The organism is Achromobacter sp. FW305-C-13, from assembly GCF_058783475.1.
On sequence record NZ_JBYSYN010000001.1, the window covers coordinates 518,972 to 542,685 of the forward strand.

At 66.4% G+C, this 23,714-nt stretch carries 23 protein-coding genes; 13 read left to right on the forward strand and 10 right to left on the reverse strand.

What is annotated here, in order from left to right:
• The first annotated feature begins 159 nt into the window (after positions 1 to 159).
• The 5 genes from ehuB (at position 160) to AC3WMU_RS02445 (ending at position 4,387) form a co-directional block, all read left to right on the forward strand.
• Entirely contained in the window at positions 160 to 1,071 is a 912-nt protein-coding gene (gene ehuB, locus AC3WMU_RS02425) for an ectoine/hydroxyectoine ABC transporter substrate-binding protein EhuB (protein WP_006227910.1), read from the forward strand.
• Between the two features lie 9 nt (positions 1,072 to 1,080).
• A complete protein-coding gene (gene ehuC / locus AC3WMU_RS02430; protein WP_088590025.1) occupies positions 1,081 to 1,734 on the forward strand; it encodes an ectoine/hydroxyectoine ABC transporter permease subunit EhuC in 654 nt (217 codons plus the stop codon).
• Positions 1,731 to 2,402, forward strand: coding sequence for an ectoine/hydroxyectoine ABC transporter permease subunit EhuD (gene ehuD, locus AC3WMU_RS02435; protein ID WP_088590026.1), 672 nt, complete (start codon positions 1,731 to 1,733; stop codon positions 2,400 to 2,402). The genes ehuC and ehuD overlap by 4 nt, the downstream gene beginning before the upstream one ends.
• On the forward strand, positions 2,399 to 3,169 hold the full coding sequence (ehuA, locus tag AC3WMU_RS02440; protein ID WP_424626083.1) for an ectoine/hydroxyectoine ABC transporter ATP-binding protein EhuA: 771 nt from the start codon (positions 2,399 to 2,401) through the stop codon (positions 3,167 to 3,169). Before ehuD ends, ehuA begins: the two co-directional genes overlap by 4 nt.
• A 105-nt stretch (positions 3,170 to 3,274) precedes the next feature.
• Positions 3,275 to 4,387, forward strand: coding sequence for an NADH:flavin oxidoreductase/NADH oxidase (locus tag AC3WMU_RS02445; RefSeq protein WP_006227914.1), 1,113 nt, complete (start codon positions 3,275 to 3,277; stop codon positions 4,385 to 4,387).
• 82 nt (positions 4,388 to 4,469) lie between these two features.
• Here AC3WMU_RS02445 and AC3WMU_RS02450 read toward each other — a convergent pair whose 3' ends face one another.
• The 3 genes from AC3WMU_RS02450 to AC3WMU_RS02460 form a co-directional block, all read right to left on the reverse strand.
• Entirely contained in the window at positions 4,470 to 5,120 is a 651-nt protein-coding gene (locus tag AC3WMU_RS02450; protein WP_280028806.1) for a dUTPase, read from the reverse strand.
• Positions 5,121 to 5,219: 99 nt separating this feature from the next.
• Positions 5,220 to 5,759, reverse strand: a complete 540-nt coding sequence (locus tag AC3WMU_RS02455) for a hypothetical protein (RefSeq protein WP_088590029.1) — start codon at positions 5,757 to 5,759, stop codon at positions 5,220 to 5,222.
• Positions 5,760 to 5,775: 16 nt separating this feature from the next.
• The gene (locus AC3WMU_RS02460; RefSeq protein WP_424626084.1) at positions 5,776 to 6,414 is read right to left on the reverse strand and encodes a DedA family protein; all 639 of its coding nucleotides are present in this window, start codon (positions 6,412 to 6,414) and stop codon (positions 5,776 to 5,778) included.
• 107 nt (positions 6,415 to 6,521) lie between these two features.
• On the opposite strand from AC3WMU_RS02460, the gene AC3WMU_RS02465 reads away from it, so the two are divergent.
• A complete protein-coding gene (locus tag AC3WMU_RS02465; RefSeq protein ID WP_492281750.1) occupies positions 6,522 to 7,562 on the forward strand; it encodes a metal-dependent hydrolase in 1,041 nt (346 codons plus the stop codon).
• A gap of 18 nt (positions 7,563 to 7,580) precedes the next feature.
• Here AC3WMU_RS02465 and AC3WMU_RS02470 read toward each other — a convergent pair whose 3' ends face one another.
• Together AC3WMU_RS02470 and AC3WMU_RS02475 are read right to left on the reverse strand one after the other, a co-directional pair.
• Positions 7,581 to 8,216 (reverse strand): CerR family C-terminal domain-containing protein, encoded by a 636-nt coding sequence (locus tag AC3WMU_RS02470; protein ID WP_492281751.1) that lies wholly within the window; start codon positions 8,214 to 8,216, stop codon positions 7,581 to 7,583.
• 32 nt (positions 8,217 to 8,248) lie between these two features.
• Entirely contained in the window at positions 8,249 to 9,505 is a 1,257-nt protein-coding gene (locus AC3WMU_RS02475) for a M24 family metallopeptidase (RefSeq protein WP_492281752.1), read from the reverse strand.
• 159 nt (positions 9,506 to 9,664) lie between these two features.
• Between AC3WMU_RS02475 and AC3WMU_RS02480 the strand changes: the two genes are divergently transcribed.
• From AC3WMU_RS02480 to AC3WMU_RS02500, 5 genes are all read left to right on the forward strand, one after another.
• Positions 9,665 to 10,432: an IclR family transcriptional regulator gene (locus tag AC3WMU_RS02480; protein ID WP_088590033.1), complete on the forward strand. Its 768-nt coding sequence runs from the start codon at positions 9,665 to 9,667 to the stop codon at positions 10,430 to 10,432.
• A gap of 67 nt (positions 10,433 to 10,499) precedes the next feature.
• Entirely contained in the window at positions 10,500 to 11,204 is a 705-nt protein-coding gene (pepE, locus tag AC3WMU_RS02485; RefSeq protein WP_492281753.1) for a dipeptidase PepE, read from the forward strand.
• Positions 11,201 to 12,130, forward strand: a complete 930-nt coding sequence (locus AC3WMU_RS02490) for a DUF1177 domain-containing protein (RefSeq protein WP_492281754.1) — start codon at positions 11,201 to 11,203, stop codon at positions 12,128 to 12,130. The genes pepE and AC3WMU_RS02490 overlap by 4 nt, the downstream gene beginning before the upstream one ends.
• The gene (locus AC3WMU_RS02495; protein ID WP_492281755.1) at positions 12,127 to 12,816 is read left to right on the forward strand and encodes an AroM family protein; all 690 of its coding nucleotides are present in this window, start codon (positions 12,127 to 12,129) and stop codon (positions 12,814 to 12,816) included. The genes AC3WMU_RS02490 and AC3WMU_RS02495 overlap by 4 nt, the downstream gene beginning before the upstream one ends.
• Positions 12,817 to 12,931: 115 nt before the next feature.
• A complete protein-coding gene (locus tag AC3WMU_RS02500; protein WP_492281756.1) occupies positions 12,932 to 13,924 on the forward strand; it encodes a Bug family tripartite tricarboxylate transporter substrate binding protein in 993 nt (330 codons plus the stop codon).
• A gap of 269 nt (positions 13,925 to 14,193) precedes the next feature.
• Here the strand turns inward: AC3WMU_RS02500 and coaBC are convergent, their stop codons facing one another.
• From coaBC to AC3WMU_RS02520, 4 genes are all read right to left on the reverse strand, one after another.
• Positions 14,194 to 15,390 (reverse strand): bifunctional phosphopantothenoylcysteine decarboxylase/phosphopantothenate--cysteine ligase CoaBC, encoded by a 1,197-nt coding sequence (gene coaBC / locus AC3WMU_RS02505; RefSeq protein WP_006227926.1) that lies wholly within the window; start codon positions 15,388 to 15,390, stop codon positions 14,194 to 14,196.
• Positions 15,391 to 15,555: 165 nt separating this feature from the next.
• Complete coding sequence (lspA, locus tag AC3WMU_RS02510) at positions 15,556 to 16,089, reverse strand: signal peptidase II (protein WP_052017968.1); 534 nt, start codon at positions 16,087 to 16,089, stop codon at positions 15,556 to 15,558.
• A gap of 2 nt (positions 16,090 to 16,091) precedes the next feature.
• Positions 16,092 to 18,953 carry an isoleucine--tRNA ligase gene (ileS, locus tag AC3WMU_RS02515; protein WP_492281757.1) on the reverse strand — a complete coding sequence of 954 codons (2,862 nt, stop codon included), beginning with the start codon at positions 18,951 to 18,953 and terminating at the stop codon, positions 16,092 to 16,094.
• On the reverse strand, positions 18,943 to 19,908 hold the full coding sequence (locus AC3WMU_RS02520; protein ID WP_006227929.1) for a bifunctional riboflavin kinase/FAD synthetase: 966 nt from the start codon (positions 19,906 to 19,908) through the stop codon (positions 18,943 to 18,945). Before AC3WMU_RS02520 ends, ileS begins: the two co-directional genes overlap by 11 nt.
• A gap of 166 nt (positions 19,909 to 20,074) precedes the next feature.
• Here AC3WMU_RS02520 and purN point away from each other — a divergent pair, with 166 nt between their 5' ends.
• A complete protein-coding gene (gene purN, locus AC3WMU_RS02525; protein ID WP_006227930.1) occupies positions 20,075 to 20,740 on the forward strand; it encodes a phosphoribosylglycinamide formyltransferase in 666 nt (221 codons plus the stop codon).
• 1,079 nt (positions 20,741 to 21,819) lie between these two features.
• A complete protein-coding gene (locus AC3WMU_RS02530) occupies positions 21,820 to 23,280 on the forward strand; it encodes an RsmB/NOP family class I SAM-dependent RNA methyltransferase (protein WP_492282346.1) in 1,461 nt (486 codons plus the stop codon).
• Between the two features lie 22 nt (positions 23,281 to 23,302).
• On the opposite strand, the gene AC3WMU_RS02535 is transcribed toward AC3WMU_RS02530, so the two are convergent.
• A complete protein-coding gene (locus AC3WMU_RS02535) occupies positions 23,303 to 23,698 on the reverse strand; it encodes a hypothetical protein (RefSeq protein WP_492281758.1) in 396 nt (131 codons plus the stop codon).
• Between the last annotated feature and the right edge of the window lie 16 nt (positions 23,699 to 23,714).

The following is a 23,714-nucleotide window of genomic DNA, read 5'->3' on the forward strand; positions in this document are numbered from 1 at the left end:
CCTTTCGTAGCATTTACTGACGCTCCATAGGGCATCAGTCCCCAAAAGCAGGCTTAGGCCTGCTTTTTCACGCCCATATGATTCGTATAGAAATCATTTAATAGCGTATTATTTTTAGTGAAGCCATGCACCTAGAAATAAATTCGGGAGAAAAAATCCATGACCTTGCTCCAATCCAGACGCTTGTTGTTGGCCTTGAGCCTGGGCGTATTGGCCGCGTGTTCCGACTCGGGGGCCGATAAGGCCGCAACGGGCGGCGGCGCGCCAGCAGGCGCGACGAACACGTTGGAAGCGGCCAAGGCCGCAGGCAAGATCCGTATCGGCTACGCCAACGAGGCGCCGTTCGCCTACATGGACAGCAAAGAAGCCAAGGTCACCGGTGAATCCGTCGAGATTGCCCGCGTTGTGCTCCAACGCATGGGCATCAACGAAGTCGAGGGCGTGCTGACCGAGTTTGGCTCCTTGATTCCGGGCTTGGCCGCCAAGCGTTTCGACATCATTGCCGCCGGCATGTACGTCACGCCCGAGCGCTGCCAGCAGGTGGCGTTCTCGGACCCGACGTACGGGGTGGGCGAGGCCTTCCTGGTCAAGCAGGGCAACCCCAAGAACCTGCACAGCTATGAAGACGTGGTGAAGAATCCCGACGCCAAGCTGGGCGTCGTGGTGGGCGCCATCGAGGGCGACTACGCCCAGAAAGTGAAGATTCCCGCTGGGCAGGTCGTGGTGTTCCCGGACGCCGTCAGCGCCTTGTCCGGCGTGCAGGCCGGCCGGGCCGACGCCTATGCTGCCACCGCGCTCACCATCAACGACCTGATGGGCAAGACGCAGGACGGCAGCGGGCTGGAGAAGGCCGACCCATTCACGGACCCCGTGATCGACGGCAAGGGCGTGCGCGGCTATGGCGCTTACGCGTTCCGCACCGACGACAAGGCCTTCGCCGACGCCTTCAATGCGGAACTGGCCAAGTACATCGGCACCGATGAACACAAGAAACTGGTGGCGCCCTTCGGCTTCACCAGCGAGGAGCTGCCCCAGGGCGTGACCGCCGCCAAGCTCTGCGCCGGACAATAAGGGGCGCCGATGCAACTGATTTCAGAGCACATCGCGGAGCTGGTGCCGCCCCTGCTTGAGGGGCTGGTCGTTACGCTGGAAATCATGGCCGGCGCCGTCGTGCTGGCCGTGCCGCTGGCCCTGGCCTCCGGCATTGGGCGCATGTCGCCGTTGCGGCCGGTGCGCTGGCTGGCGTCGGTCTATGTCGAAGTCTTCCGGGGCACGTCGGCCCTGGTGCAGCTGTTCTGGTTCTATTTCGTGCTGCCGCTGTTCGGCGTCCAGTTGCCGGCCATGCTGGTGGGGATTGTTGTGCTGGCATTGAACGCCGGCGCCTACGGGGCCGAAGTGGTGCGCGGCGCCATCCGGGCCGTGCCGCCCGGTCAGCGCGAGGCCGGCGTGGCGCTGAACCTGACCCGTGCCCAGATCCTGCGCCGCATCGTGGTGCCGCAGGCGATTCCCGCCATGCTGCCGCCCGCCGGCAACCTGCTGATCGAACTGATGAAGAACACGGCGCTGGTGTCGCTGATCACCATCACCGACCTGACCTTCCGCGGCCAACTGCTGCGCAGCGAAACGCTGCGCACGACGGAGATCTTCGCCTTGATGCTGTTGATGTATTTCGGGGTGGCCTTGCTGATCACCGCGGGCGTGCGTCTGCTTGAGCGGAGGGTCCGCGTCCGATGACACCGATATTCGATTGGTCTTTCGCGCTGGAGATCCTGCCCACCCTGGGCTCTGCCCTCATCATCACCATCCAGGCGACGGTATTGGGCATGCTGGTGGCGGTCACGCTGGGCCTCGTGCTGGCGATGTTGCGGCGGTCTCGGCTGCGCATCGTGTCGCTGCCCACGGCGTTCGTGATCGAGTTCGTGCGCAGCACGCCGCTGCTGGTGCAGATGTATTTCCTGTTCTATGTGCTGCCGTTGACGGGGGCGCAGATGTCGCCGCTGACGACCGGCATCGTGGCGCTGGGGCTGCACTATGCCGCGTATTGCGCCGAGGTCTACCGCGCCGGCATCGAGGCGGTGCCCCGCGGGCAATGGGAAGCGGCCACCGCCTTGAACATGTCGCGCTGGCGCACCGCCATTGGCGTCGTGCTACCCCAGGCGATCCCGCCCGTGGTGCCGGCGCTGGGCAACTACCTGGTGGCGATGTTCAAGGACACGCCGCTGCTGTCGGCCATCACCGTGGTGGAACTGCTACAGCAAAGCAAGATGATCGGGTCCGCGACGTTCCGGTACACCGAACCCCTGACGCTGGTGGGCCTGCTGTTCCTGGCCCTGAGCCTGGTGGCGGCGTGGGGTGTGCGCGGCCTGGAGGCCCGCCTGCAACGATATGGAGGAAAGCGATGAGCGCCAGCTTGAACATCAGGAATCTGCATAAGCGTTACGGAGAGCTGGAGGTGCTGCGCGGCATCAATCTGGAGATTCCGGCAGGCCAGACGGTGGCGGTGATCGGCCCGTCCGGGTCGGGCAAGTCCACCTTGCTGCGCGTGCTGATGACGCTGGACCAGCCCACCAGCGGCGATATCGAGATCGACGGCCAATCCATGTGGAAGGACGAGCAGGGCCGCCCCGTGGGCGCGAATTCCGAACACCTGCGCCGCGTGCGCGGCAAGATCGGCATGGTGTTCCAGCACTTCAACCTGTTCCCGCACATGACGGCGCTGGGCAACGCGATGGAGGCGCCGGTGCATGTGTTGGGCATGCCGAAAGACCAGGCACGCGAGCGCGCCGTGGAATACCTCGACATGGTGGGCCTGGGCGACAAGCTGGATGTCTATCCCGCCCAATTGTCGGGCGGCCAGAAGCAGCGGGTGGGCATTGCGCGCGCGCTGGCGATGTGCCCCGAGATCATGCTGTTTGACGAAGTCACCTCCGCGCTGGATCCCGAGCTTGTCGGCGGCATCCTGCAGATCCTGCGGGACCTGTCCGCCCGGCGCAGCATGACGATGATCATCGTCACCCACCAGATGAAATTCGCCGAACGCAGCTCGGACCGCACGCTGTTCTTCGACGAGGGCAATATCGTCGAGGACGCCGAGTCCCCGGTGCTGTTCAGCCAGCCGAAAGAAGCGCGCACGCGTCAGTTCCTGGACAGCGTGATCGAAGGCCAATAGCGGATGCGTGGGGGCGGCATTTAACCCTGACGGGGGCGTTGGGATTGGGATCAGGGCCAACGGCGGGCGCTATGCTGTGGCGTCCAACGGCCCGGAGGCCCCAGCATGAGTCATCTGTTCAGTCCCACGGCGATCGGCAACGTCCCGCTTGCCAACCGCATCGTCATCGCCCCCATGTGCGAATACTCGGCCGAAGCGGGCTGTGCCACCGACTGGCACATGATCCATCTGGGCCATCTGGCCTTGTCGGGCGCGGCGTTGCTGTTCACGGAGGCCACCGCGGTCGAGGCCGATGGCCGTATCTCGCCGGGGGACCTGGGCCTGTGGTCGGACGAGACCGAGGCCGCCCTGGGCCGCGTGGTGGCCGCGGTGCGCCGTTATTCCCCCATCAAGCTCGGCATCCAGCTGGGCCACGCCGGCCGCAAGGCGTCCAGCGACGCCCCCTGGAACGGCGGCCAGCTTGTCCCGCCCGCCAACGGCGGCTGGCAGGGCTGGGCGCCGTCGGCCATTGCGCACAATGCGTCTGAACCTCCGCCCCATGCGTTGGACGAGGCCGGCCTGGCACGCGTGCGCGACGCGTTCGTGGATAGCGCCCGCCGCGCCATCCGCCTGGGCTTTGACGCCATCGAATTGCATGCCGCCCACGGCTACCTGCTGCACCAGTTCCTGTCGCCCCTGTCGAACCAGCGCCAGGACGCTTACGGCGGCTCGCTGGAAAACCGCATGCGTTTCCCGCTGGAAGTCTTCCAGGCGCTGCGCGAGGTCACCCCATCTTCCGTGGCGCTGGGCGTGCGCGTATCGGCCACCGATTGGGTAGAAGGCGGCTGGGACCTGGAACAGACCTTGGTGTTTGCGCAGGCGCTGAAATCGCGTGGCTGTGAATTCATCGACGTGTCCAGCGGCGGCGTGTCGTCGCAGCAGAAGATCCCCGTGGGGCCGAACTACCAGGTGCCGTTCGCAGAAGCGATCAAGCGCCAGGTCGGCATGCCCACCATTACGGTCGGGCTGATCACCGAAGCGCAGCAGGCCGAAGACATCCTGGCGCAAGGGCAGGCCGACATGGTCGCGCTGGCGCGCGGCATGCTCTACGACCCGCGCTGGCCGTGGCATGCGGCGGCGCAACTGGGCGGTCAGGTGACCGCGCCGCGCCAGTACTGGCGTTCGCAGCCCCGCGAGCTGAAGGAACTGTTCGGCGAGACGCGCTTCGGCCAGCGCTGACCCATCCTGATTGCCGCGCGTTCGCACGCGCATGAAAAACGCCGCATCGATGCGGCGTTTTTCATTCAGGGCAGGGCGCGGCTTACAGGCGCGAATAGGCCTGTTCCAGCTCGCGGTTCAGCGCATCGGCAAAATCCGCACTGGCCGGGTCCAGTTGCGCCAGCAGGCGCGCCAGCACGACGTTGTCTTCTTCGCCGTTCCAGATCTTGATGTACGTGCCTTCCTTGTAGCCGTGCTGTTGGCGGAAGATGTTCAACACGTTCTTCGACACGTATTGCGTGTAGGCGTCGTTCCAGCTCATTTCGCACGCCGTCATGGTCTGTTCCAGCACCTTGTAGCTGGCGCGGCCGCAGACGGCCAGGCCGCCGATGAGTTCCAGCAGTTCCGGCACGGGCAGGCCGTTCAGCACGTAGGTCTTGCCGTCCAGCACGACCGAGGGCGCGGTGGCCAGATCGGCCACGAGGGCATCGGCCGCGCCATCAAGCTGGCCGCGGGCCTCGACGATCGTGTGGGACAGGTAGAAGTGCAGGATGTCGACCAGTTCCATCTGCACCTGGGGCAGGTCGATGGTCTGCTTCTTCCACCACTTCCAGCCGTAGTGCTCCAGGGCTTCGGCGGACTCGACGAAGGCGGCGCGCAGGAAGCGGGCTCCGCCGTTGACCCAGTCGGGATTGATCATGCTGTTCAAGTGGTCCTGCAACTTCAGCATCGTGGCCGCCTGGGCCTGGTTCAATCCGACAACGTTATTCACTTTCACTCCGGGGTTTCATGGGGGTATTCAATCGCGGCGGAAATGTTAGCACTTAGCCAACGTGCCGTCGGGCCGCTGGCGTCAGCCGCCGTCCTTCCGGTACGACGACGTTTTCAGCGGCGGCAGCTTCCCCGGCAGCGTCTTGCGCGGATTGCGCGCGGCGCCGGCCGCCTTGATCAGCATGAATGCGAAGAACCCCAGGAAGACGGCGGGCACGAATTCGTCCAGCTCGAACTGCGGGCTGCGGAACGCACGGAATGCGATGTTGACGGCGGCCCAGCCCGCCAGGATCCCCGCGATCGTCAGGATGGCGCCGATCTTGCGCTGCCGGGCGCGCCGGGCCAGCGAGACCGTGCCTTCGTCGCTTTGCGCCGGCGCAGTGGCGCCCGGCGAGGCGGCGTCGCGCCGGGCCTGCATGGGGGGCGAAGCCGGTTTGCCCCAGGGCGCGGTGGACAGCGAGTCGGAGGCAGGCGGCGGCACGGGCACGGCGGCCGGCGGGGCGGATTTACGGCTGGCTTCGCGCTTGTCGGGAACCCGGCCGGGCGTGGTGCCGCCCGCATTCGTCAGATTCTCGATATAGCGCGCGAAATCGCCGTTTTTCGGCTCCAGATCTATCGCCATGACTCCCTCTTTCGGTTCAATTGCCGCGCCGGACCCGCGCCGGTTGACGGCGCTTGCGGACCATGGCGAGCAGAAGTCCGCATCCTAGCAGCACGGAGAGCCCTGCGCCGATCATCATGGCAATCTGTTGCGCGTTTTCGGCGGTGCCCAGGCTGCGCGCGGTGATGTACCCCGGCGCCAGCATCAGCGGCATCCACAGGAAGGCTGACAGCACATTGGCCAGTTGGAAGCGGCTTTGCGCCATGCCCATCACGCCGGCGACGGTGGGAATGGTGGAGCGGATCGGTCCCAGGAACCGGCCGATCAGCACCGATGCGAAGCCGTAGCGGTAGAAGAACAGACGGGCGCGCGCCACACCGGTGCGTTGCTGCTTGAGCGGCCAGCGGCGCAAGACGCCGGGGCCGGCCCAGCGCCCCAGCCAATAGGACAGCGCGTCGCCCACGATGGCGCCCGCGATGCCCCAGGCGATGACGCCCCAGGGGTCCAGTGTGCCGGCGCCGATCAGCCCGCCCGTCAGCAGCATCAGCGCGGTGGCAGGAATGAACAGGCCAAGCAGCACCATGGATTCACCCAGGGTCAGCAGGAACGTGATCGGGCCGGCCCACACCTGGTTGGCCTCGATGAAAAGGCCGATTTTGTCTATGTATTGGTCCATGAAGGCGAAGTCTGAAAATTAGCTGAAAGCAATCGGGTATCTTAACGCCTGCTTTGGTGGCCAAATGTTATCTAGGCTATCTGAATGATGCGACGCATTGAGGAACTATGGATTCAGTGACACAAGCCGTGCTGGGCGCGGGCATACAGGGCGTCATGCTGGGGCGCTTTCAGGGGCGCCGGGCGCTGATCTACGGCGCCGCGCTGGCCACGGTGCCGGACCTGGACGTGCTGATGCGCTATCCGGACCCGGTTTCGCTCATGACCTATCACCGGGGATTTTCCCATTCGGTGTTCGTGCTGACCGGCCTGGCGCTCTTGCTGACCTGGCTGATACGCAAATATTGGCCGCAGGCGCCGTATGGGGGGCGAAGGCTGTTCCTGACCTTATGGCTGGTGCTGGTGACGCATCCGGTGCTGGACGCGTTCACGGTCTACGGCACGCAGCTTTTCTGGCCATTGGCGACCATTCCCGAAAGTTGGTCGGCCATCTTCATCATCGACCCGGTCTATACGGTGCCGCTGCTGGCGGGCGTGGTATTCGCCATCGCGGTGGGCATGACGGACCGCGCGCGGCGGCTGTTGGCGGCCGCCTTGATCTTCAGCACGGCCTACCTGGGCTTTGGCCTGGCCAGCCGCATGGTGGCCGAAGAGCGCGTGCGGGACGCGATGCGGCAGCAGGGCATCGCCGTCACGGAATTGCGCGCCGTGTCGATGCCGTTCAATACCCTGTTGTGGCGCGTGATCGCCAAGACGGCGGACGGCGACTACTACGAATCAGTCAGCAGCCTGTTTGACCGCGGCCAGCCGGAATGGCTGCGCCAGCCCTTGAACCTGGATCTGGGCCAGGCGCTGGCCGACGTGCCCTTGCTCCAGCGGCTGCGGTGGTTCACGGATGACTGGCTGCGTTACGACGCGATCGGCGACGCGCTGGTGGTGACCGACCTGCGCATGGGCATGGCGGGGCACTATACCTTCCGCTTCAAGATGGCCGAGCGCACGGTGGACGGCAACTGGAAGCCGGTCACGCCATCCAGTTGGCCCAGCGAGCGGGGCGGGTGGGCCGAATTGAAATTAGTGTTGGCTCGCATTCTGCACGCGCAGCCGCCCTTGCCGTTGGCGAATTGGTCGGTGCTGTCGACGAAGTAGGCGCGTGGCGTGTGCGGGTCAGGTGCAGGCAGCGATTGCCATGTCGCCGACCATCTCGGCAATCTCCGCGACGTCCTGTTCAGACAAGGCCGGCACGCCAAGCCGACGCAGCAGCGCCTCGCGCGCGACCGCAAACGCAAGCGCCTGGCCCAGGATCGCGTGGGCACGAAGCACCTGATCCCGCCGGCCGCGGTCCTCCTTCCGGATGTCGGCCACCAGATCCGCGACGTTCGTATGCAGCGGCAGGAACAGCCGCGTGTAGAGCGCATCGAATTTTTCTGTCGGCCGGAGCTGTTCGCGCGCCAGCAGCAGGCTGCCGGCTGTCGATGCCTCGGAATCCAGCAGGGTGCGGGCAAAGTCCCGCATGAGCGACCGGAGCGCGACGCGGGCTGCGTCGGCCGAGGCAGCCGCGGGTTGCCGCAGATCCAGGCGGTCGACGATGCCCGCGGCCACCTGTTCCAGCACGGCGGCGTACACGCCTTCCTTGCCGCCGAAGTGGTAAGGGATGGCAGACTGGTTCACGCCCGCTTCGTCCACCAGTTGCCGTGTCCGCACGCCGTCGATCCCTTGGCGGCTGAATAGGGCAAGCCCGGCCCGGATAAGCCGGTCCCGGGTGTCGCGGGTGCGCGCGTTGAGCGTGTCCAGATCTTGCATCGATGTCGTCATTTCCAGGCGTTCGTGCCTTGCTAGATATCGGCGTGCATCAGCCGCGTGGAGTTGTCGTTCAGTTCGACCCCTGCCGTGGCGCCGACAAGCACAGTGCCGCCGATATTAGCCATGTGCCGCCCGAAGGCGCAATTCGGTTCGAAGGCAAAGCACATGCCCTCTTGCAGCGGAACGTCGCGCCCCACGGTGGGCAGCCGCTTCAGCGCAGGATAGCGGGCGGCTTCGGGCAGCGATTCGATGCCCGGTGCGGTGCCGAATCCTACAGGACCGTAAGGATTGATGCTGTGGATCAGCGGATGGACGTGCCAGCCACCTGCCGCCAGCAACGGGGCTTCCATGGCGTCCACCACATCGCCGAACGTGCGGCCAACGCGCAATGTCTGCACGCCTGCCTCGTAGCTTGCGCGGGCGATGTCGGCCGCGCGCAGGATATCGGGATGCACCTCGCCGAGCGCCACGGCAGCCTGGTGTTGCGTTTCCATCATGCCGTACAAGGCGAAGATCTCGGACAGGATCAAATCCCCTTCGCGCAGCACCCTGGGCGCCTGGGCGCGGTATTGCCATGCCGCAGGTCCCCAACCGACATATTCCGGGCCCGACCCGAGCAGTATTTCGGCCGTATAGCCGCCCATCGAAAAGCAGGTTGCCGTCACCGCCGCCACTAATTCGGCCTCGGAGACGCCCGGCTTGGCGGTGGCCCTAAGGGTTTCGCTCATGGCTTCGCCGATATGTGCGGCGTAACGCAACAAGCCAAGTTCTTCTTCGCTTTTTACGGACGCGCGCTGGAAGAAGGCCCGGAACACCGGAACGAATGCGGCGTCGGGCATCGCTGCCTCCAATGCCTGAAGCGTCCTGGCCGGCATGGCGCCGTCGAAATAAAAGGGCGGATAGGGTTCCAGCCCGATGATGCCGATCCGGGTGCCGTTCATCCCGCGGCTTGCCAGCCAGGCGCCGACGTCGCGGCCCGTCTTGCCAACGAACAACTGTTCGGGCGCGATCCATTGCAGGTCGCCGCGTAGGGCCGCTTGCAGGTGGTCAGCCACCATCAACGACGCAAAGGTGTAGACCCGCGGCGTTTCGTCGCCGATGAAAACCACCATCGATCCGGGGCGGTCATTGGTGAAGTAGCAGTCCTGGGCAAAACCGGCAGGCGCGCAGGCCTCCCGGTCGCCATACACGATCAGGGCTTCCAAGCGCTCGGCATGCATCACCTCGCGGGCAAGTTGCCAGCGGCGGTCGCGTTCAGCGAGGGTGAGGGGGGAAGGGAAGGTAGGCAAGGCGAAGTCCTGATGGGGAGGGTTGAGACAGGGTCGCAATTTAATTCATTCAAATGAATTAATCAATTGAGGGGGGAGCCTCCGTATTGACTGCCCGTCGCGCGTTGTTTTATTCTGGTTCCCTATTAAGGAACTTAAGTTCCGATTTATGGAACAAACATGAGTATTCTCGATGGGGTCCAACGCGTCCTCGGGTTGTATGCGGAAGGCGCGGCGGAATTGAGTTTCACTGACGTGGCCGCGCGCCTGGCCATGCCCAAGAGCACGGCCTCCCGCCTGCTGAACCAGATGCAGCACTACGGCATGCTGGACCAGGACGCCGCCACGCGCCGCTATCGTCCCGGCGCGTTGCTGGCCCAGGCCGTGCGGGCCGGCATGGCTGCCACGCCGCTGGATGAAGCTTGCCGCGCCGTGCTGGCGCGCTTGTCGGACGACAGCGGCCTGACGGCCTATCTTTCCACGCTTAACCAGCGTGAAACCGTGGTGCTGCAACGATTGAACGGTTCGCATCCCGTGCAGGTGCTGTCGCCGCCCGGCTCGCGCCGCAACGCCTCGGGCACGGCCATGGGGCGCGCGCTGCTGTCGCGCCTGAACGATGCCGAATTCCAGGCCCTGTATGGCACGGATGCCGCCCAGCCCCTGCCGATGGAAGGGCGCGACTGCCCCGCCACGGTCGGCGACCTGGCCCGCCTGGTCGCGCAGACCCGTGCAGACCATTGCGGCGTAGCCATTGATCAGGCCATGCCCGGCATTGGTGCCGTGGCGGCCGCCGTGCGCGACCCGGCAACGGGCGAATTGCGCGGACTGTGCCTGTCGTTCGTGTCGTTCCAGGCCGATGCGGCGCGCGTGGCGCGCCTGCGTGAATCCGTGCTGCAGCAGGTGGCCGCGCTAGGCCGCGAATTGAATGACCCTTACTGGTTGAGCTGAACTTCTCCCTTTCCCGATGCGTCCTCGCGGGCGCCATCCAGAACATCCCTTGACGGAATCTTCCCCCATGAACCTCTTGCTCCTCAGCAATTCCAGCAGCGACGCCGGCTACCTGGTCCACGCGATGCCGGACATCCGTGAATTGATCGAATCCCTGCCGCAAGGCGCGCCGGCCGTGTTCGTGCCGTTCGCCGGCGTCACGCGCGACTGGGATGACTACACCGCGCTGGTCGTGTCGGCACTGGCCGACACCGGCCTGGCCATCCAGGGCCTGCACCGCGCCGAAGACCCGGTGGCCACGCTGGAAAGCGCCGCGGTCATCATCGTCGGGGGCGGCAACACCTTCAATCTGTTGGGCCAGCTGCGCCGCCAGGGCCTGCTGGACGTGGTCGCGCGCCGCGTGCGCGCCGGTGCGGCCTACCTGGGGTGGAGCGCCGGTTCCAACCTGACGTGCCCCAGCATCTGCACCACCAACGACATGCCCATCACCGATCCGGAAGGTTTCGACGCGCTGGGGCTGCTGTCGTTCCAGATCAACCCGCACTACACCAACGCCCACCCGCCGGGGCACCGCGGCGAAACGCGCGCCCAGCGTCTGGCCGAGTTCTGCACGCTGAATCCGACGATGCCCGTGCTGGGCCTGCCCGAAGGCGCGGCGCTGCGCGTGCGCGGCGACATGGTCTCGTTGATCGGCCCGCATGATGCCCCGCTGTTCCAGGGCCACGCCGAGCCGCGCGTGTTCCGTCCTGGCCCGCTGGAGATTCCCGCATGAAGCAGGTGATCGATACCATCGAGCTGCTGTCGTCCGCGCACATCACGGGCGAAGCCGTGGCGCAGGTGCTGCGCGATGCCGGCCAGTGCGAGGTGGAAGTGACCCGCCTTGAACGCGACGGCGCGGCCACGGATTTTCTGTCCATCGTGATCCCCGGCGCGGATGACACCGCGCCGCAGCTGGGCATTGTCGGCCGCTTGGGCGGCATCGGCGCCCGCCCGGCAGTGACAGGCCTGGTGTCGGACAGCGACGGCGCGGTGGTTGCGATTGCCGCGGCGCTCAAGCTGATGGCGATGGCTCGCCAGGGCGACGTCATGCCGGGCACCGTGCGCATCCGCACGCACATCTGCCCGCGCGCCGGCACGCGTCCGCACCATCCCGTGCCGATGATGCGTTCGCCGTTCCCGATGCGCGAAATGATGTCGCACGAAGTCGATCCGCGCATGGACGCCATCTTGTCGGTCGACACGACGCGCGGCAATCGCCTGGTCAACAAGCGCGGCGTGGCGTTGACGCCGGTGGCCAAGCAGGGCTACCTGCTGCGCATTCCGGAAACGATGCTGGACGTGATGGGCTGGGTCAGTGGCGAGCTGCCCGTGACCCTGCCGCTGACCACGCAGGACATCACGCCGTACGAGAACGGCCTGTGGCATGTGAATTCGCTGATGCAGCCAGCGATCGTGACGGACGCGCCGGTCGTGGGCGTGGCGCTGACCGCGCAGACCACCGTGCCCGGTTGCGCGACTGGCGTCACGAACGCGGTGGATGCCGACGTGGCGATGCGTTTCTGCATCGAGATCGCCAAGCTGTACGGCCAGCGCACGATGACGTTCTTCGACGACGCGGAATGGGCGGTCTTGCAAGGTCGCTACGGTTCGATGGCCCATCTGCAGACCGTCGGTCGTGTCGACGGCGGCGCAGCATGAGCGCGCCCCATTCGCGCCGGGTGGCCTTCTTCACCATCGGTGAATCGCCGCGCAGCGATGTCGTGCCCGAGATGGCGCGGCAGCTGGGCGAGACCGTTCAGATCAATGAATTCGGCGCGCTCGATGGGCTGGACGCTGCGGCGTTGGCCGCAATGGCCCCGCGGGACGGCGAATACCGTTTCGCCACGCGCTTGCGCGATGGCGCCCAGATCCAGCTGGATGCCGCCGCTGCCGAAGCCCGGCTGGCAGCGGTCATGCAGCAGGCGGATGGCGCCGGCTACGACGTGTTGGTGCCGCTGTGCACCGGCACCGCCATCGCGCCGATGCGCACGCTGGTCGTCGAGCCGCAGCAGGTCGTCGACCATCTGGTCGCGGGCTTGTCGCAGCACTGCCGCAAGGTGGGGCTGGTGGTGCCGCTGGCCGAACAGGTCGACTTCTTTCACATGGCCGTGCCGCTGTCCTGCGAAACGCAGGTCGTGCACGCCTCGCCCTATGAAGCCGATGCCGGCCAGGCCGCCCGCAATTTCGCGCAAGCGGGCCAGGCGCTGGCGTCATGCGACCTGATCGTCATGCATTGCATGGGCTACGCGGAGCGCATGCGCCAGGCCGTCGCGCAGGCGTCCGGCCGCCCGGTGCTGCTGTCGAACCGCCTGGTCGCGCAGGCGCTGTCGCAACTATTGGAATAACGCCGCCAACGCTGGCCGATGCGCGGTTGCGGATCCGTTGTCTGCCGCCGTGCCGGATGAGCGGCGAGGGGAGACGAAGCTGTCTTCGTCAATTTATCGTTCGGAGTGTCCTTTCATGTTCAGCCTTACCCTGCACCGCGCCCTTGGCGCCTTGTTCGCCATCACCGCCCTGACGGCCGCCTCTACGGCGGTCGCCGCCGATGCGTGGAAACCCACAAAACCCGTGCGGCTGCTGGTGGGCTTTGCGCCCGGCGGCTCGGCCGACACGCTGGCGCGCCTGCTGGCCGAACCGCTGTCGCAGCGGCTGGGCCAGACGGTCGTCGTCGAAAACCTGGCTGGCGCCGGCGGCAACATCATGGCGTTCCGCCTGTCGCAATCGCCCGCCGACGGCTACACCATTGGCATTGCGGCGGCCGGTTCCATGGCCATCACCCACGTGCTGAACCCGAAAGGCACCAACTACAAGCCCGCGGACTTCACCCCCATCACGCTGGCTGCGGTCCAGCCGAACGTGGTGATCGTGAACAAGGACGTGCCCGCCAACAACCTGGCCGAGCTCAAGGATTATTTCCAGAAGACGCCGACCGCCACCTACGGCACGGCGGGCGTGGGCATTTCCAACCACCTGATCGCCGAAACCATGCTGTACAAGATGGGCGTGAAAGTCCCGCACGCCGCCTATCGCGGCGCCGCGCCGGTCATCACCGACCTGTTGGGCGGCCACATCGCGATGACGATGGACAACATCTCGACCGCGGCGCCCCTGGCCTCGCAAGGCAAGGTCAAGGCCATCGCGGTCGCATCGATCAAGCGCGCGCCCCAACTGCCCAACGTGCCGACGTTGGACGAACAGGGCCTGAAGGGTTTCGACATGCCGACGTGGCAGGGCGTGTTCGCGCCGGCAGGCCTGCCCGCCGACGTGCTGGCGGCCTACTACGCCGCGCTGCAAGACGTGCTCAAGCAGCCTGGTGTGATCGAGAAGATGGCGGGCCTGGGCTCGGAGCCGGTAACGGACATGACGCCCGAGAAGACCAGCCAGTTCCTGGAAAACGACCGCAAGCAGTGGGCCGATATCGTGAAGGCCGCGAATATCAGCCTGGAGCAGTAAGCGGTAGGGGGGTGAGAGGATGACACCCGGCGCTTGCCGAGTCACCCTCGACGCTATGCCATCTTGTGGCCGGTGCAGTGCGTGTGCCCCTTCGTAGGATGGGTGAAGCGCGGGAGATCGGGGGCAAGAACCCACGTCTGGAGCGCGCGTAACCCATCAAACAACGCTGGCTTGCTAAGCCGGTTCAGCCACAACGCGGCCGCTGCTTGATGGGTTACGCGCGTTCGACGGCAGAGTTCTTACCCCCAATCTCCCGCGCTTCACCCATCCTACGCCGGGTACCTTGCGGCGATTTCCGCGATCAGGCGGCGTGCGGCGTCCAGCTTGTCGGCGGCGGGCAGGGGGTGCGCGCCTTGCTCGTCGAACAGCACCAGTTCGGTGGTGTCCGCGTCCATGACCTTATGCGCCAGGTTGCCCACCAGCAGCGGGATGCCCTTGCGGGCGCGCTTGGCTTCGGCGTGTTCCGCAAGCTTTTCGGTTTCAGCGGCAAATCCCACGCACCATGGGCCGTTTTCCAGCTTGGCCACTTCGGCCAGGATGTCCGGATTGGGTTCGAATTCCATCAGCGGCGCGCCGCCGCCTTCGCTGGTCTTCTTCAGCTTCTGCGTGCTGACGTTCTTCACGCGCCAATCCGCCACGGCAGCCACCGCGATGAAGATATCGGCGTCGGCGGCGCTGGCCATCACGGCGTCGTGCATCTGGCGCGCGGTCATGACCGACAGCGCGGTGACGCCGCGCGGCACGGGCAGGAAGGTGGCGCCGGTGATCAGCGTGACGCGGGCGCCGGCTTCGCGGGCCGCGCGGGCCAGCGCGTAGCCGGTCTTGCCCGACGAGCGGTTGCTCAGCACGCGCACGGGGTCCACCGGTTCGGACGTGGGGCCTGCGGTCAGCAGCACGTGGCGGCCGGCCAGCAGCTTGGGTTGGAAGAAGGCGATCAGGTCGGTCAACAGCTCATGCGCTTCCAGCATGCGGCCGTCGCCCGTTTCGCCGCAAGCCTGTTCGCCGGCCGAGGGGCCCAGGACGCTGATGCCGTCGGCGCGCAATTGTTCGACGTTGCGCTGCGTGGCCGGGTTGGCCCACATCTCGCGGTTCATCGCGGGCGCCACCAGAAGCGGACAGGCGCGCGCCAGGCACAGCGTGGACAGCAGGTCATCGGCCATGCCATGGGCCAGCTTCGCCATGAAGTCGGCGCTGGCGGGGGCGATCAGCACGGCGTCCGCGCCGCGCGTCAGATCGATGTGCGCCATGTTGTTGGGCACGCGCGCATCCCAGGCGTCCACGAACACCGGGCGGCCCGACAGGGCTTGCATGGTGACGGGGGTAATGAAGTGCGTGGCCGCCTCGGTCATCACCACGTCGACCGTGGCGCCTTGTTCGGTCATGCGCCGCACCAGCTCGGCGATTTTGTAGCAGGCGATGCCCCCGGTCAGACCGAGGACGATGCGTTTGCGGGCGAGATCGAGCATGAGGGCGTGGCGGCGGGTTCAGCGCCGTGAAAACGAGGAATGGAGGGTGATTTTATTCTGCATTGCGGCATTGCGCCGTTCGCGATGCATTCAGGGGGGATCAAATAGGGCAAAACCCAGCCCCGGGGGAGGGGCGGCCGGGGCGTTGCGCCCCGGCGGCGGTCGTCAGGCTTGCGGTTTCTTGCGGCTGCGGAGCAGTTCGTCCAGCACCAGCAGCACGGCGCCGCAGCTGATTCCCACGTCCGCCAGGTTGAAGGCGGGGAAGTAGGAGTCTTTCCAATAGAACAGCAGAAAGTCCACCACGTGGCCATACACCACGCGGTCGATGACGTTGCCGATGGCCCCGCCCAGGATCAGCGTCAGCGCCAGGCTGAACCGGGGCTGCCCATGCGTGCGGCGCAGGATGATCGTGATGACCACTGCCGCCACGATGCCCAGGGCAGTGAACAGCCAGCGTTGCCAGCCTTCTTCGGATGCCAGGAAGCTGAATGCGGCCCCCCGGTTGAACAGCAGCGTGAAATCGAAGACCGGCAGCACGTTGACCCGTTCGCCGTACTGGAACGAGGTATTGAAGTACACCTTGGTCAACTGGTCCAGCACAATGATCAGCAGCGCCAGCGCCAGCCAGCCGCCCACGCGCGCCGGCGCGGCGCGGGTGGGGGCCGTGCCCGTCACTCCCGGATCGGAGGGGCGGGCCATGTTCAAGCCTTGTCGCGGGCTTCGCCCGAGCCGAACAGGTTGGACACGCAGCGGCCGCAGATCTCGGGGTGGTCAGCGTCCTGGCCCACGTCCAGGCGCCAGTGCCAGCAGCGTTCGCACTTCTTGTGCGTTGACGGCGTCACCTCGATGCGGGTCTCGCCTTCGCCCGCGTGCACGGTGGCGCGCGAGACGATCAGCACGAAGCGCAGGTCGTCGCCCAGGCTGGCCAGCAGTTGCTGGTCGTCGCCATTGGCGTAGAGATCGACTTCCGCTTGCAGCGACGAACCGATGTCGCCCGCCGTGCGCACTTCTTCCAGCTTGCGCTGGACGTCGGCGCGGATGGCGCGCAGGCGCGCCCACTTGGCGGTCAGCGCGTCCGCATCGGCAAACGGCGGCAGCGCGTGGTAGACCTCGGTGAAGATCGTCGTGCGGGCCGCGTCGGCCTGGTGCTTCAGTGCGGACCCGACCAGTTCCTTCCAGGCCTCTTCAGCCGTGAAGGACAGAATCGGCGCCATCAGCTTCAGCAGCGTCTGCGTGATGTCCAGCAGCGCCGTCTGCGCCGAGCGGCGCGCCACGCTGCCGGGGGCCGACGTGTACAGGCGGTCTTTCAGGATGTCCAGGTAGAACGCGCCCAGGTCTTCCGAGCAGAACGTCTGCAAGCGCGAGACGGCCGGGTGGAAGTCATAGCGTTCGTAGTTGGCCTGCACTTCGGACTGCATCTGCGCCGTCATGGCCAGCGCGTAGCGGTCGATCTCGAAGAGCTCGCCGTACGGCACCGATTGCGACACCGCGTCGAAGTCGGCCACGTTGGCCAGCAGGAAGCGCAGCGTGTTGCGGATGCGGCGATAGCCTTCCACCACGCGCTTCAAGATCTCGTCCGAAATGGAGAGTTCGCCCGAGTAATCGGTGGAAGCCACCCACAGGCGCAGGATTTCCGCGCCCAGCGAGTCCGACACCTTTTGCGGGGCGATCACGTTGCCCACCGACTTGCTCATCTTGCGGCCCTGGCCATCCACCACGAAGCCGTGCGTCAGCAGCGCCTTGTAGGGCGGCTGGCCGTACAGCATGCAGCCGGTCAGGAGCGAAGAATGGAACCAGCCACGATGCTGGTCCGAGCCTTCCAGGTACAGGTCGGCGGGCCAACCCAGTTCAGCACCGTGCGAGCCGGCGAATTCGCCATCCTTGCCGCCCAGCACCGTGGCGTGCGTGCTGCCCGAATCGAACCAGACGTCCAGCGTGTCGCGGTTCTTTTCGTACTGGCCGGCTTCGTCGCCCAGCAGGTCGCTGGGTTCAATGGCTTGCCAGGCTTCGATGCCGCCTTGCTCGACGCGCTGCGCCACCTGTTCCAGCAATTCGGACGTGCGCGGGTGCAGTTCGCCGGTTTCTTTGTGCACGAAGAAGGCCATCGGCACGCCCCACTGGCGCTGGCGCGACAGGGTCCAGTCCGGACGATTGGCGATCATGGCGTGCAGGCGGGCGCGGCCCCAGGCCGGGTAGAAGGCCGTGGCGTCGATGCCGGCCAGTGCCGATTCGCGCAGGGTCGGACCGCCATCCTTGGGGGCCACGTCCATGCCGGCAAACCATTGGCTGGTGGCGCGGTAGATGATCGGCGTCTTGTGGCGCCAGCAGTGCATGTAGCTGTGCTTGTGCTTTTCGACGTGCATCAGCGCGCCGGCTTCGGTCAGCGCTTCGACGATCTTGGGGTTGGCGTCCCAGATGGACAGGCCGCCGAACAGCGCCAGGCTGTCCACGTACTTGCCGTCGCCCATGACCGGGCTGATGAAATCGGTGTCCTTCATGCCGTGCGCCTTGCACGACACGAAGTCTTCAATACCGTAGGCAGGCGCCGAGTGCACCACGCCCGTGCCCGAGTCGGCCGTGACGTAGTCGCCCAGGTAGATAGGCGAGCGACGATCGTACGCGGCATTGAACTGCGCCAGCGGATGACGGAATTCGATGCCCGACAGCGCTTCGCCCGGTGCCGTGGCGATGATTTCGCCTTCCAGGTTCCAGGATTTCAGGCAGGCTTCGACGCGGTCTTTCGCGACCAGCAGCAGGGGGCCGAACTTGGGCGCCGGGGACACCCGCACCAGCGCGTATTCGATTTCCGGATGCACGTTCAGCGCCTGGTTGGACGGGATGGTCCAGGGCGTGGTCGTCCAGATCACGATGGCGCCGTCTTCCACCGACTCCAGGCCGAAAGCCTTGGCCAGCTTGGCCGGTTCGGCAAACGGGAAGGCGACGTCCACGGCCGGGTCGACGCGGTCGGCGTATTCCACTTCGGCTTCGGCCAGGGCCGAGCCACAGTCGAAACACCAGTTCACGGGCTTCAAGCCGCGGAACACGTAACCCTTGTCCAGGATGCGTCCCAGCGCGCGGATTTCGTCGGCTTCATTGCTGAAGTTCATCGTCATGTACGGACGGTCCCAGCCGCCCAGCACGCCCAGGCGCTTGAAGTCCTTGCGCTGGCGGTCGATCTGCTCCAGCGCGTAGGCGCGGGCCTTCGACTGCACTTCCGCCACGGGCAGGTGCTTGCCGTACTTCTTTTCGATCTGGATTTCGATCGGCATGCCGTGGCAGTCCCAGCCTGGCACGTAATGCGCGTCATAGCCGGCCATGTTGCGGCTCTTGACGATGATGTCCTTCAGGATCTTGTTGACCGCGTGGCCGATGTGGATGTCGCCGTTCGCGTAGGGCGGACCGTCGTGCAGCACGAAACGGGGCCGGCCGCGGCTGGCCGCACGGATCGCCTGGTAGACGTGGTTTTCCTCCCACTGCGAAATCCAGGCGGGCTCGCGCTTGGCAAGGTCGCCCCGCATGGGGAAGGGGGTATCGGGCAGGTTGAGGGTCTTTTTATAGTCCATGAACGGCAAAATAGGCGCGCGCGTTTCGCGCGTCTTCGGCGATGGCGGCAGTCAGGGAAGGGAGATCAGGAAATTTTTCTTCGTCCCGCAGCTTGTGCAGGAATTCGACGCGTACGAGTTTACCGTAAGCGTTGACCGTGTCGTCCAGCAGGTGCGACTCAAGCAGCACGCGGCCGCGGTCTTCGACCGTCGGGCGCACGCCCAGGCTGGCAACCGCAGGCAGCGGGCGCTCGGCCAGGCCATAGACCTGCACCACATAGATGCCCGAGCGGGCGGCGCAACGTTCGGCCACGCGCAGGTTCATCGTGGGAAAGCCCAGGGTGCGGCCCAGCTTCTGGCCATGGATCACGTGGCCGCTGATGTGGTACGGGTGGCCCAGCAGATGGCGGGCGCGGTCCAGGTCGCCTACGGCCAACGCCGTGCGGACCTCGGAACTGGAAATCCGGTGGCCTTGCTGATCGGTCACGTCGGCCAGCGTCTGCACCTCGAAACCATGGCGCATGCCGGCTTCGCGCAGCAGGTCGATATCGCCGCTGCGCTTGTGGCCGAAGCGGAAATCCTCGCCCACCAGCAGCCATTTGGCTTGCAGCCCCTGCACCAGCAGGTTCTCGATGAAGGCGTTGGCCGACATTTCGGCCAGCCGGGCGTTGAAGCGTTCCACCACGACCTGGGACACGCCGTAGCGCGCCAGCGCCGCCAGCTTGTCGCGCAGTCCGGATATCCGGGTGGGCGCCAGTTCGGGGCGTTGGTTCAGGGTGGCGAAATACTCCCGCGGATGCGGCTCGAAGGTCATGACGGCGGGCGTCAGGCCGCGCTCGCGAGCGACTTGGCAGACGCGCGCCAGCATGGCCTGGTGCCCGCGATGGACGCCGTCGAAATTGCCGATCGTCAGCGCGCAAGGGGCGCGCCGGTCGGGCGGAGGCAGGGATCGGTAGATGCGCAGCGATGGTTTCACGAGCGAGAGTTTACAATTTTGGATTCCGGGTTTGTTCTAATCCCCCCAACCATTTCTGCGCGACCGGTATTTCCGGGGTGCGCAATGGCGGCGGACAAGCCCTTTTGCGACAAGCAAGGCGCCCCTGCCGGGCGCCCTGGGGGCTAAATATTTGGATTCTTCTATCTTGCCGGAAACACAATTTTCTAAACGCCGCCTCGTCATCCTGATCTCGGGGCGGGGCAGCAACATGCAGGCGCTGGCCGAAGCGTGCCGCGACGAGGGCTGGCCGGCCGAAATCGCCGCCGTCATCGCCAGCCGGCCGGATGCCGGCGGCCTGGAATGGGCCGCCGCCCAGGGCATCCCCACGGCAGCCCTGTACCATAAGGACTACGCCAGCCGCGAAGCGTTTGACGCCGCCCTGGCCGCTGAAATCGACCGCTACGCGCCCGACTACGTCATCCTGGCGGGTTTCATGCGCGTCCTGACCCCGGGCTTCGTCAACCACTATGCCGGCCGGCTGGTCAATATCCACCCCTCGCTGCTGCCGGCGTTTCCTGGGCTGCACACCCATGCCCAAGCCCTGGCGACGGGAGTGCGCGTACACGGCTGCACGGTGCATTTCGTGACACCGGTGCTGGACCACGGCCCCATCATCGCCCAGGGCTGCGTGCCGGTCCTGGCCGGCGATACGCCGGAACTGCTGGCTAATCGCGTGCTGGCAGTGGAACATCAGGCTTTTCCGGCTGCCGTGCGCTGGCTGGCCGAAGGCCGGGTTACGCTGACAAATGACCACCGGGTGGACGTGCAGGGCGATCCCGCGCGCTTGTTCACCTGGTCGCCGGCCGCTTGATCGGCCCCGAATCGCACTGAATCGCTTTTATCGGGCGGAACTCCTCCGCCCCACTGGAACACACCATGACTAAACCCCAATCTCCGCGTTCTCGTCCGGCAGGCACCCCGAGGGCAGCCTCCGAAGGGCGCGACGGTCGGTCCTTTTTCTCGCGTCCCAAGGGCGATGCCCGCGAGGCGCCTCAGCGCGAGCGCAGCGATCGCGGGCGCGACGAGCGTCCCAGCCGGGATGCCGGCCGTCCGGCCCCGCGCCCGTCGTTCGACGCGCCGCGCGGCGAGAACCGCGGTGAAAACCGTGGCGAACGCGGCGCCTTCGGCGGCGAACGCCGGGAAGGCCAAGGCCGGCCCACGCCGCGTCCGTCCTACGACGCACCGCGTGGCGAGAACCGTGGCAACGGCCCGCGTGGCGATAGCCGGGGCGGGGAACGGGGCTCCTACAGTTCGGACCGCCGTGAAGGCCAGGGCCGCCCGGACTCGCGTCCGTCGTACGGCAACGGCCCGCGTGGCGACAGCCGTGGCGGCGAACGTGCTCCCTACGGTTCGGACCGCCGTGAAGGCCAGGGCCGTCCGGACTCGCGTCCGTCCTACGGCAAAGGCCCGCGCGGCGACAGCCGTGGCGGCGAACGCGCCTCTTATGGTTCGGATCGCCGCGAAGGCTCCGGCCGTCCGGATTCGCGTCCGTCGTACGGCAATGGTCCGCGTGGTGACGGCCGTGGCGGTGAACGCGCTGCCTACGGTTCGGACCGCCGCGAAGGCTCCGGCCGTCCGGATTCGCGCCCGTCGTACGGCAACGGCCCGCGCGGCGACAGCCGTGGCGGCGAGCGTACTTCCTACGGTTCGGATCGCCGCGAAGGCTCCGGCCGTCCGGATTCGCGTCCGTCGTACGGCAATGGCCCGCGTGGCGACAGCCGTGGCGGCGAACGGACGTCGTATGGTTCCGAGCGCCGCGAAGGCCAGAACCGGCCGTCTTATGATGCGCCGCGCGGTGATGACGCCTCGCACGGCCATCGCGAGCAGGCCCCGCAAAAGCCGCAATTCAACCGTCCGCGCCAATCCTATGCGGCCATCCGCATCGATCAGGTGCAGCGTGTCCTGGGCGAAATCCTGCAATGGACCTATCCGGCCGATTCCGCGCTGTCGCACTGGCTGCGCCACCATCCCAACCTGGGCGCGCGCGACCGTTCCGAAGTCGCCGAAGCCGTCTATGACGTGCTGCGCCATCTGCGCCGCTACCGCCAGTTCGGTGAAAGCGGCGTGGGCCCGGCCTCGCGCCGTCTGGCCATCCTGGGCCTGAACGCCACGCTGGGCGCCGAAGCGCTGGAAGAGGGCATGGACGCCGCCGAAGCCGAATGGCTCAAGCGCGTGTCGCAGATCGATCTGGCGACCTTGCCCCGCGCGGTGCGCGGCAGTATCCCCGACTGGCTGGACGAACGCCTGAGCCAGATGGATAGCCCGGAAACCCTGGTCGAAGCGCTGAACCGCCAAGCCAGCCTGGATTTGCGCGTCAACCCGCTCAAGGCCGAGCGCGACGCCATGTTGACGGAACTGCAGCAGAGCGCCGGCCGCTACGAACCCGTGGCCATGCCGTTTTCGCCGTGGGGCATCCGCATGGAAGGCCGTCCGGCCATCAACCGCTGGCCGCAGTTCGAAAACGGCAGCATCGAAGTGCAGGACGAAGGCAGCCAATTGCTGGCCCTGCTGGTCGCACCGCGCCGCGGCGAAATGATCATCGACTTCTGCGCCGGCGCCGGCGGCAAGACGCTGCTGCTGGGCGCGCTGATGCGCTCCACCGGCCGCCTGTACGCCTTCGACGTGTCGGCCGCGCGCCTGGCCCGCGCCAAGCCACGCTTTGCGCGTAGCGGCCTGTCCAACGTGGTGCCTGTCGTGATCGACAGCGAGAACGACGCCCGCGTGAAGCGCCTGGCCGGCAAGGCCCAGCGCGTGCTAGTCGATGCGCCTTGCAGCGGCATCGGTACCTTGCGCCGCAACCCCGACCTGAAATGGCGCCAGCACCCCGAGGCGCTGGCCGAATTGGGCCGGTTGCAGGAACGCATCCTGAACAGCGCCGCGCGTTGCGTGGCGCCCGGCGGCCGCCTGGTGTATGCCACGTGCAGCCTGCTGGCGGAAGAAAACGAGGTGCAGGCCGAGCGTTTCCTGGCCAGCCACCCCGAATTCGAGCGCCTGGACGCCGCCGAGATCCTGGCCGCGCGTTGCGAAACGCTGAAGCTGGAAGGTCCGTACGTCCAGCTGCGCCCTGACGTGCACGGCACCGACGGCTTCTTTGCTGCAGTGTTCGAGCGCAAAAAGAAGGGCGCAGCCGGCACAACGGCCGAAGCCGCCGACGCGGCGGACGCCGACGCCGATCTGGACGCCGATGTTGATTTGGCCCTGGACGGGGCCGAGGACGCGGACGCGCCGGTCAAGGCCGAAGCATCTGCTGCCGACACGGCCGAGACGACCCCCGCGGGCGAATCCGAAGCCGAAACCCTGGCTGACGCCGTCCCCGAGGCCGACGCGGCCAAGGAAGACAAGCCGGCCTGATGCGCGATCGGTTCGCGCCGGCTCAGGGAGCCGGCGTGACGCCGACTGTCGCGCTGAATCGGCGGGTGCCCAGCGTCTTGTTCTGGTATTTCACTTCCCAGGCCAGCGTGTCGGCGCCCGGCTGGTCCGCCTGGTAGACCACCTGCGAGACCGCCACCGGCCGATAGGCGCAACGCCCCGAATCGCTGGACTGGCCACGCGTCTGCATGATGCTGGCCTTGCCCAGCTTCGGGCTCTGCGTGATCTGCACGCGCGGCGCCCGCAGCGCCAGGCAATCCGACCCGCGGATCTCGTAATACGAGGCTAGTACGACGACGTCGCCCGACTTCATCGTCTGGGCGGGGGCGGGCGCGGCGAACGCAATGGCCAGCGTCGACAGGGTCGCAAATAAATAGGGTCGGATTGTTTTCGGCAACATCAGTGGGGCAAAAGAG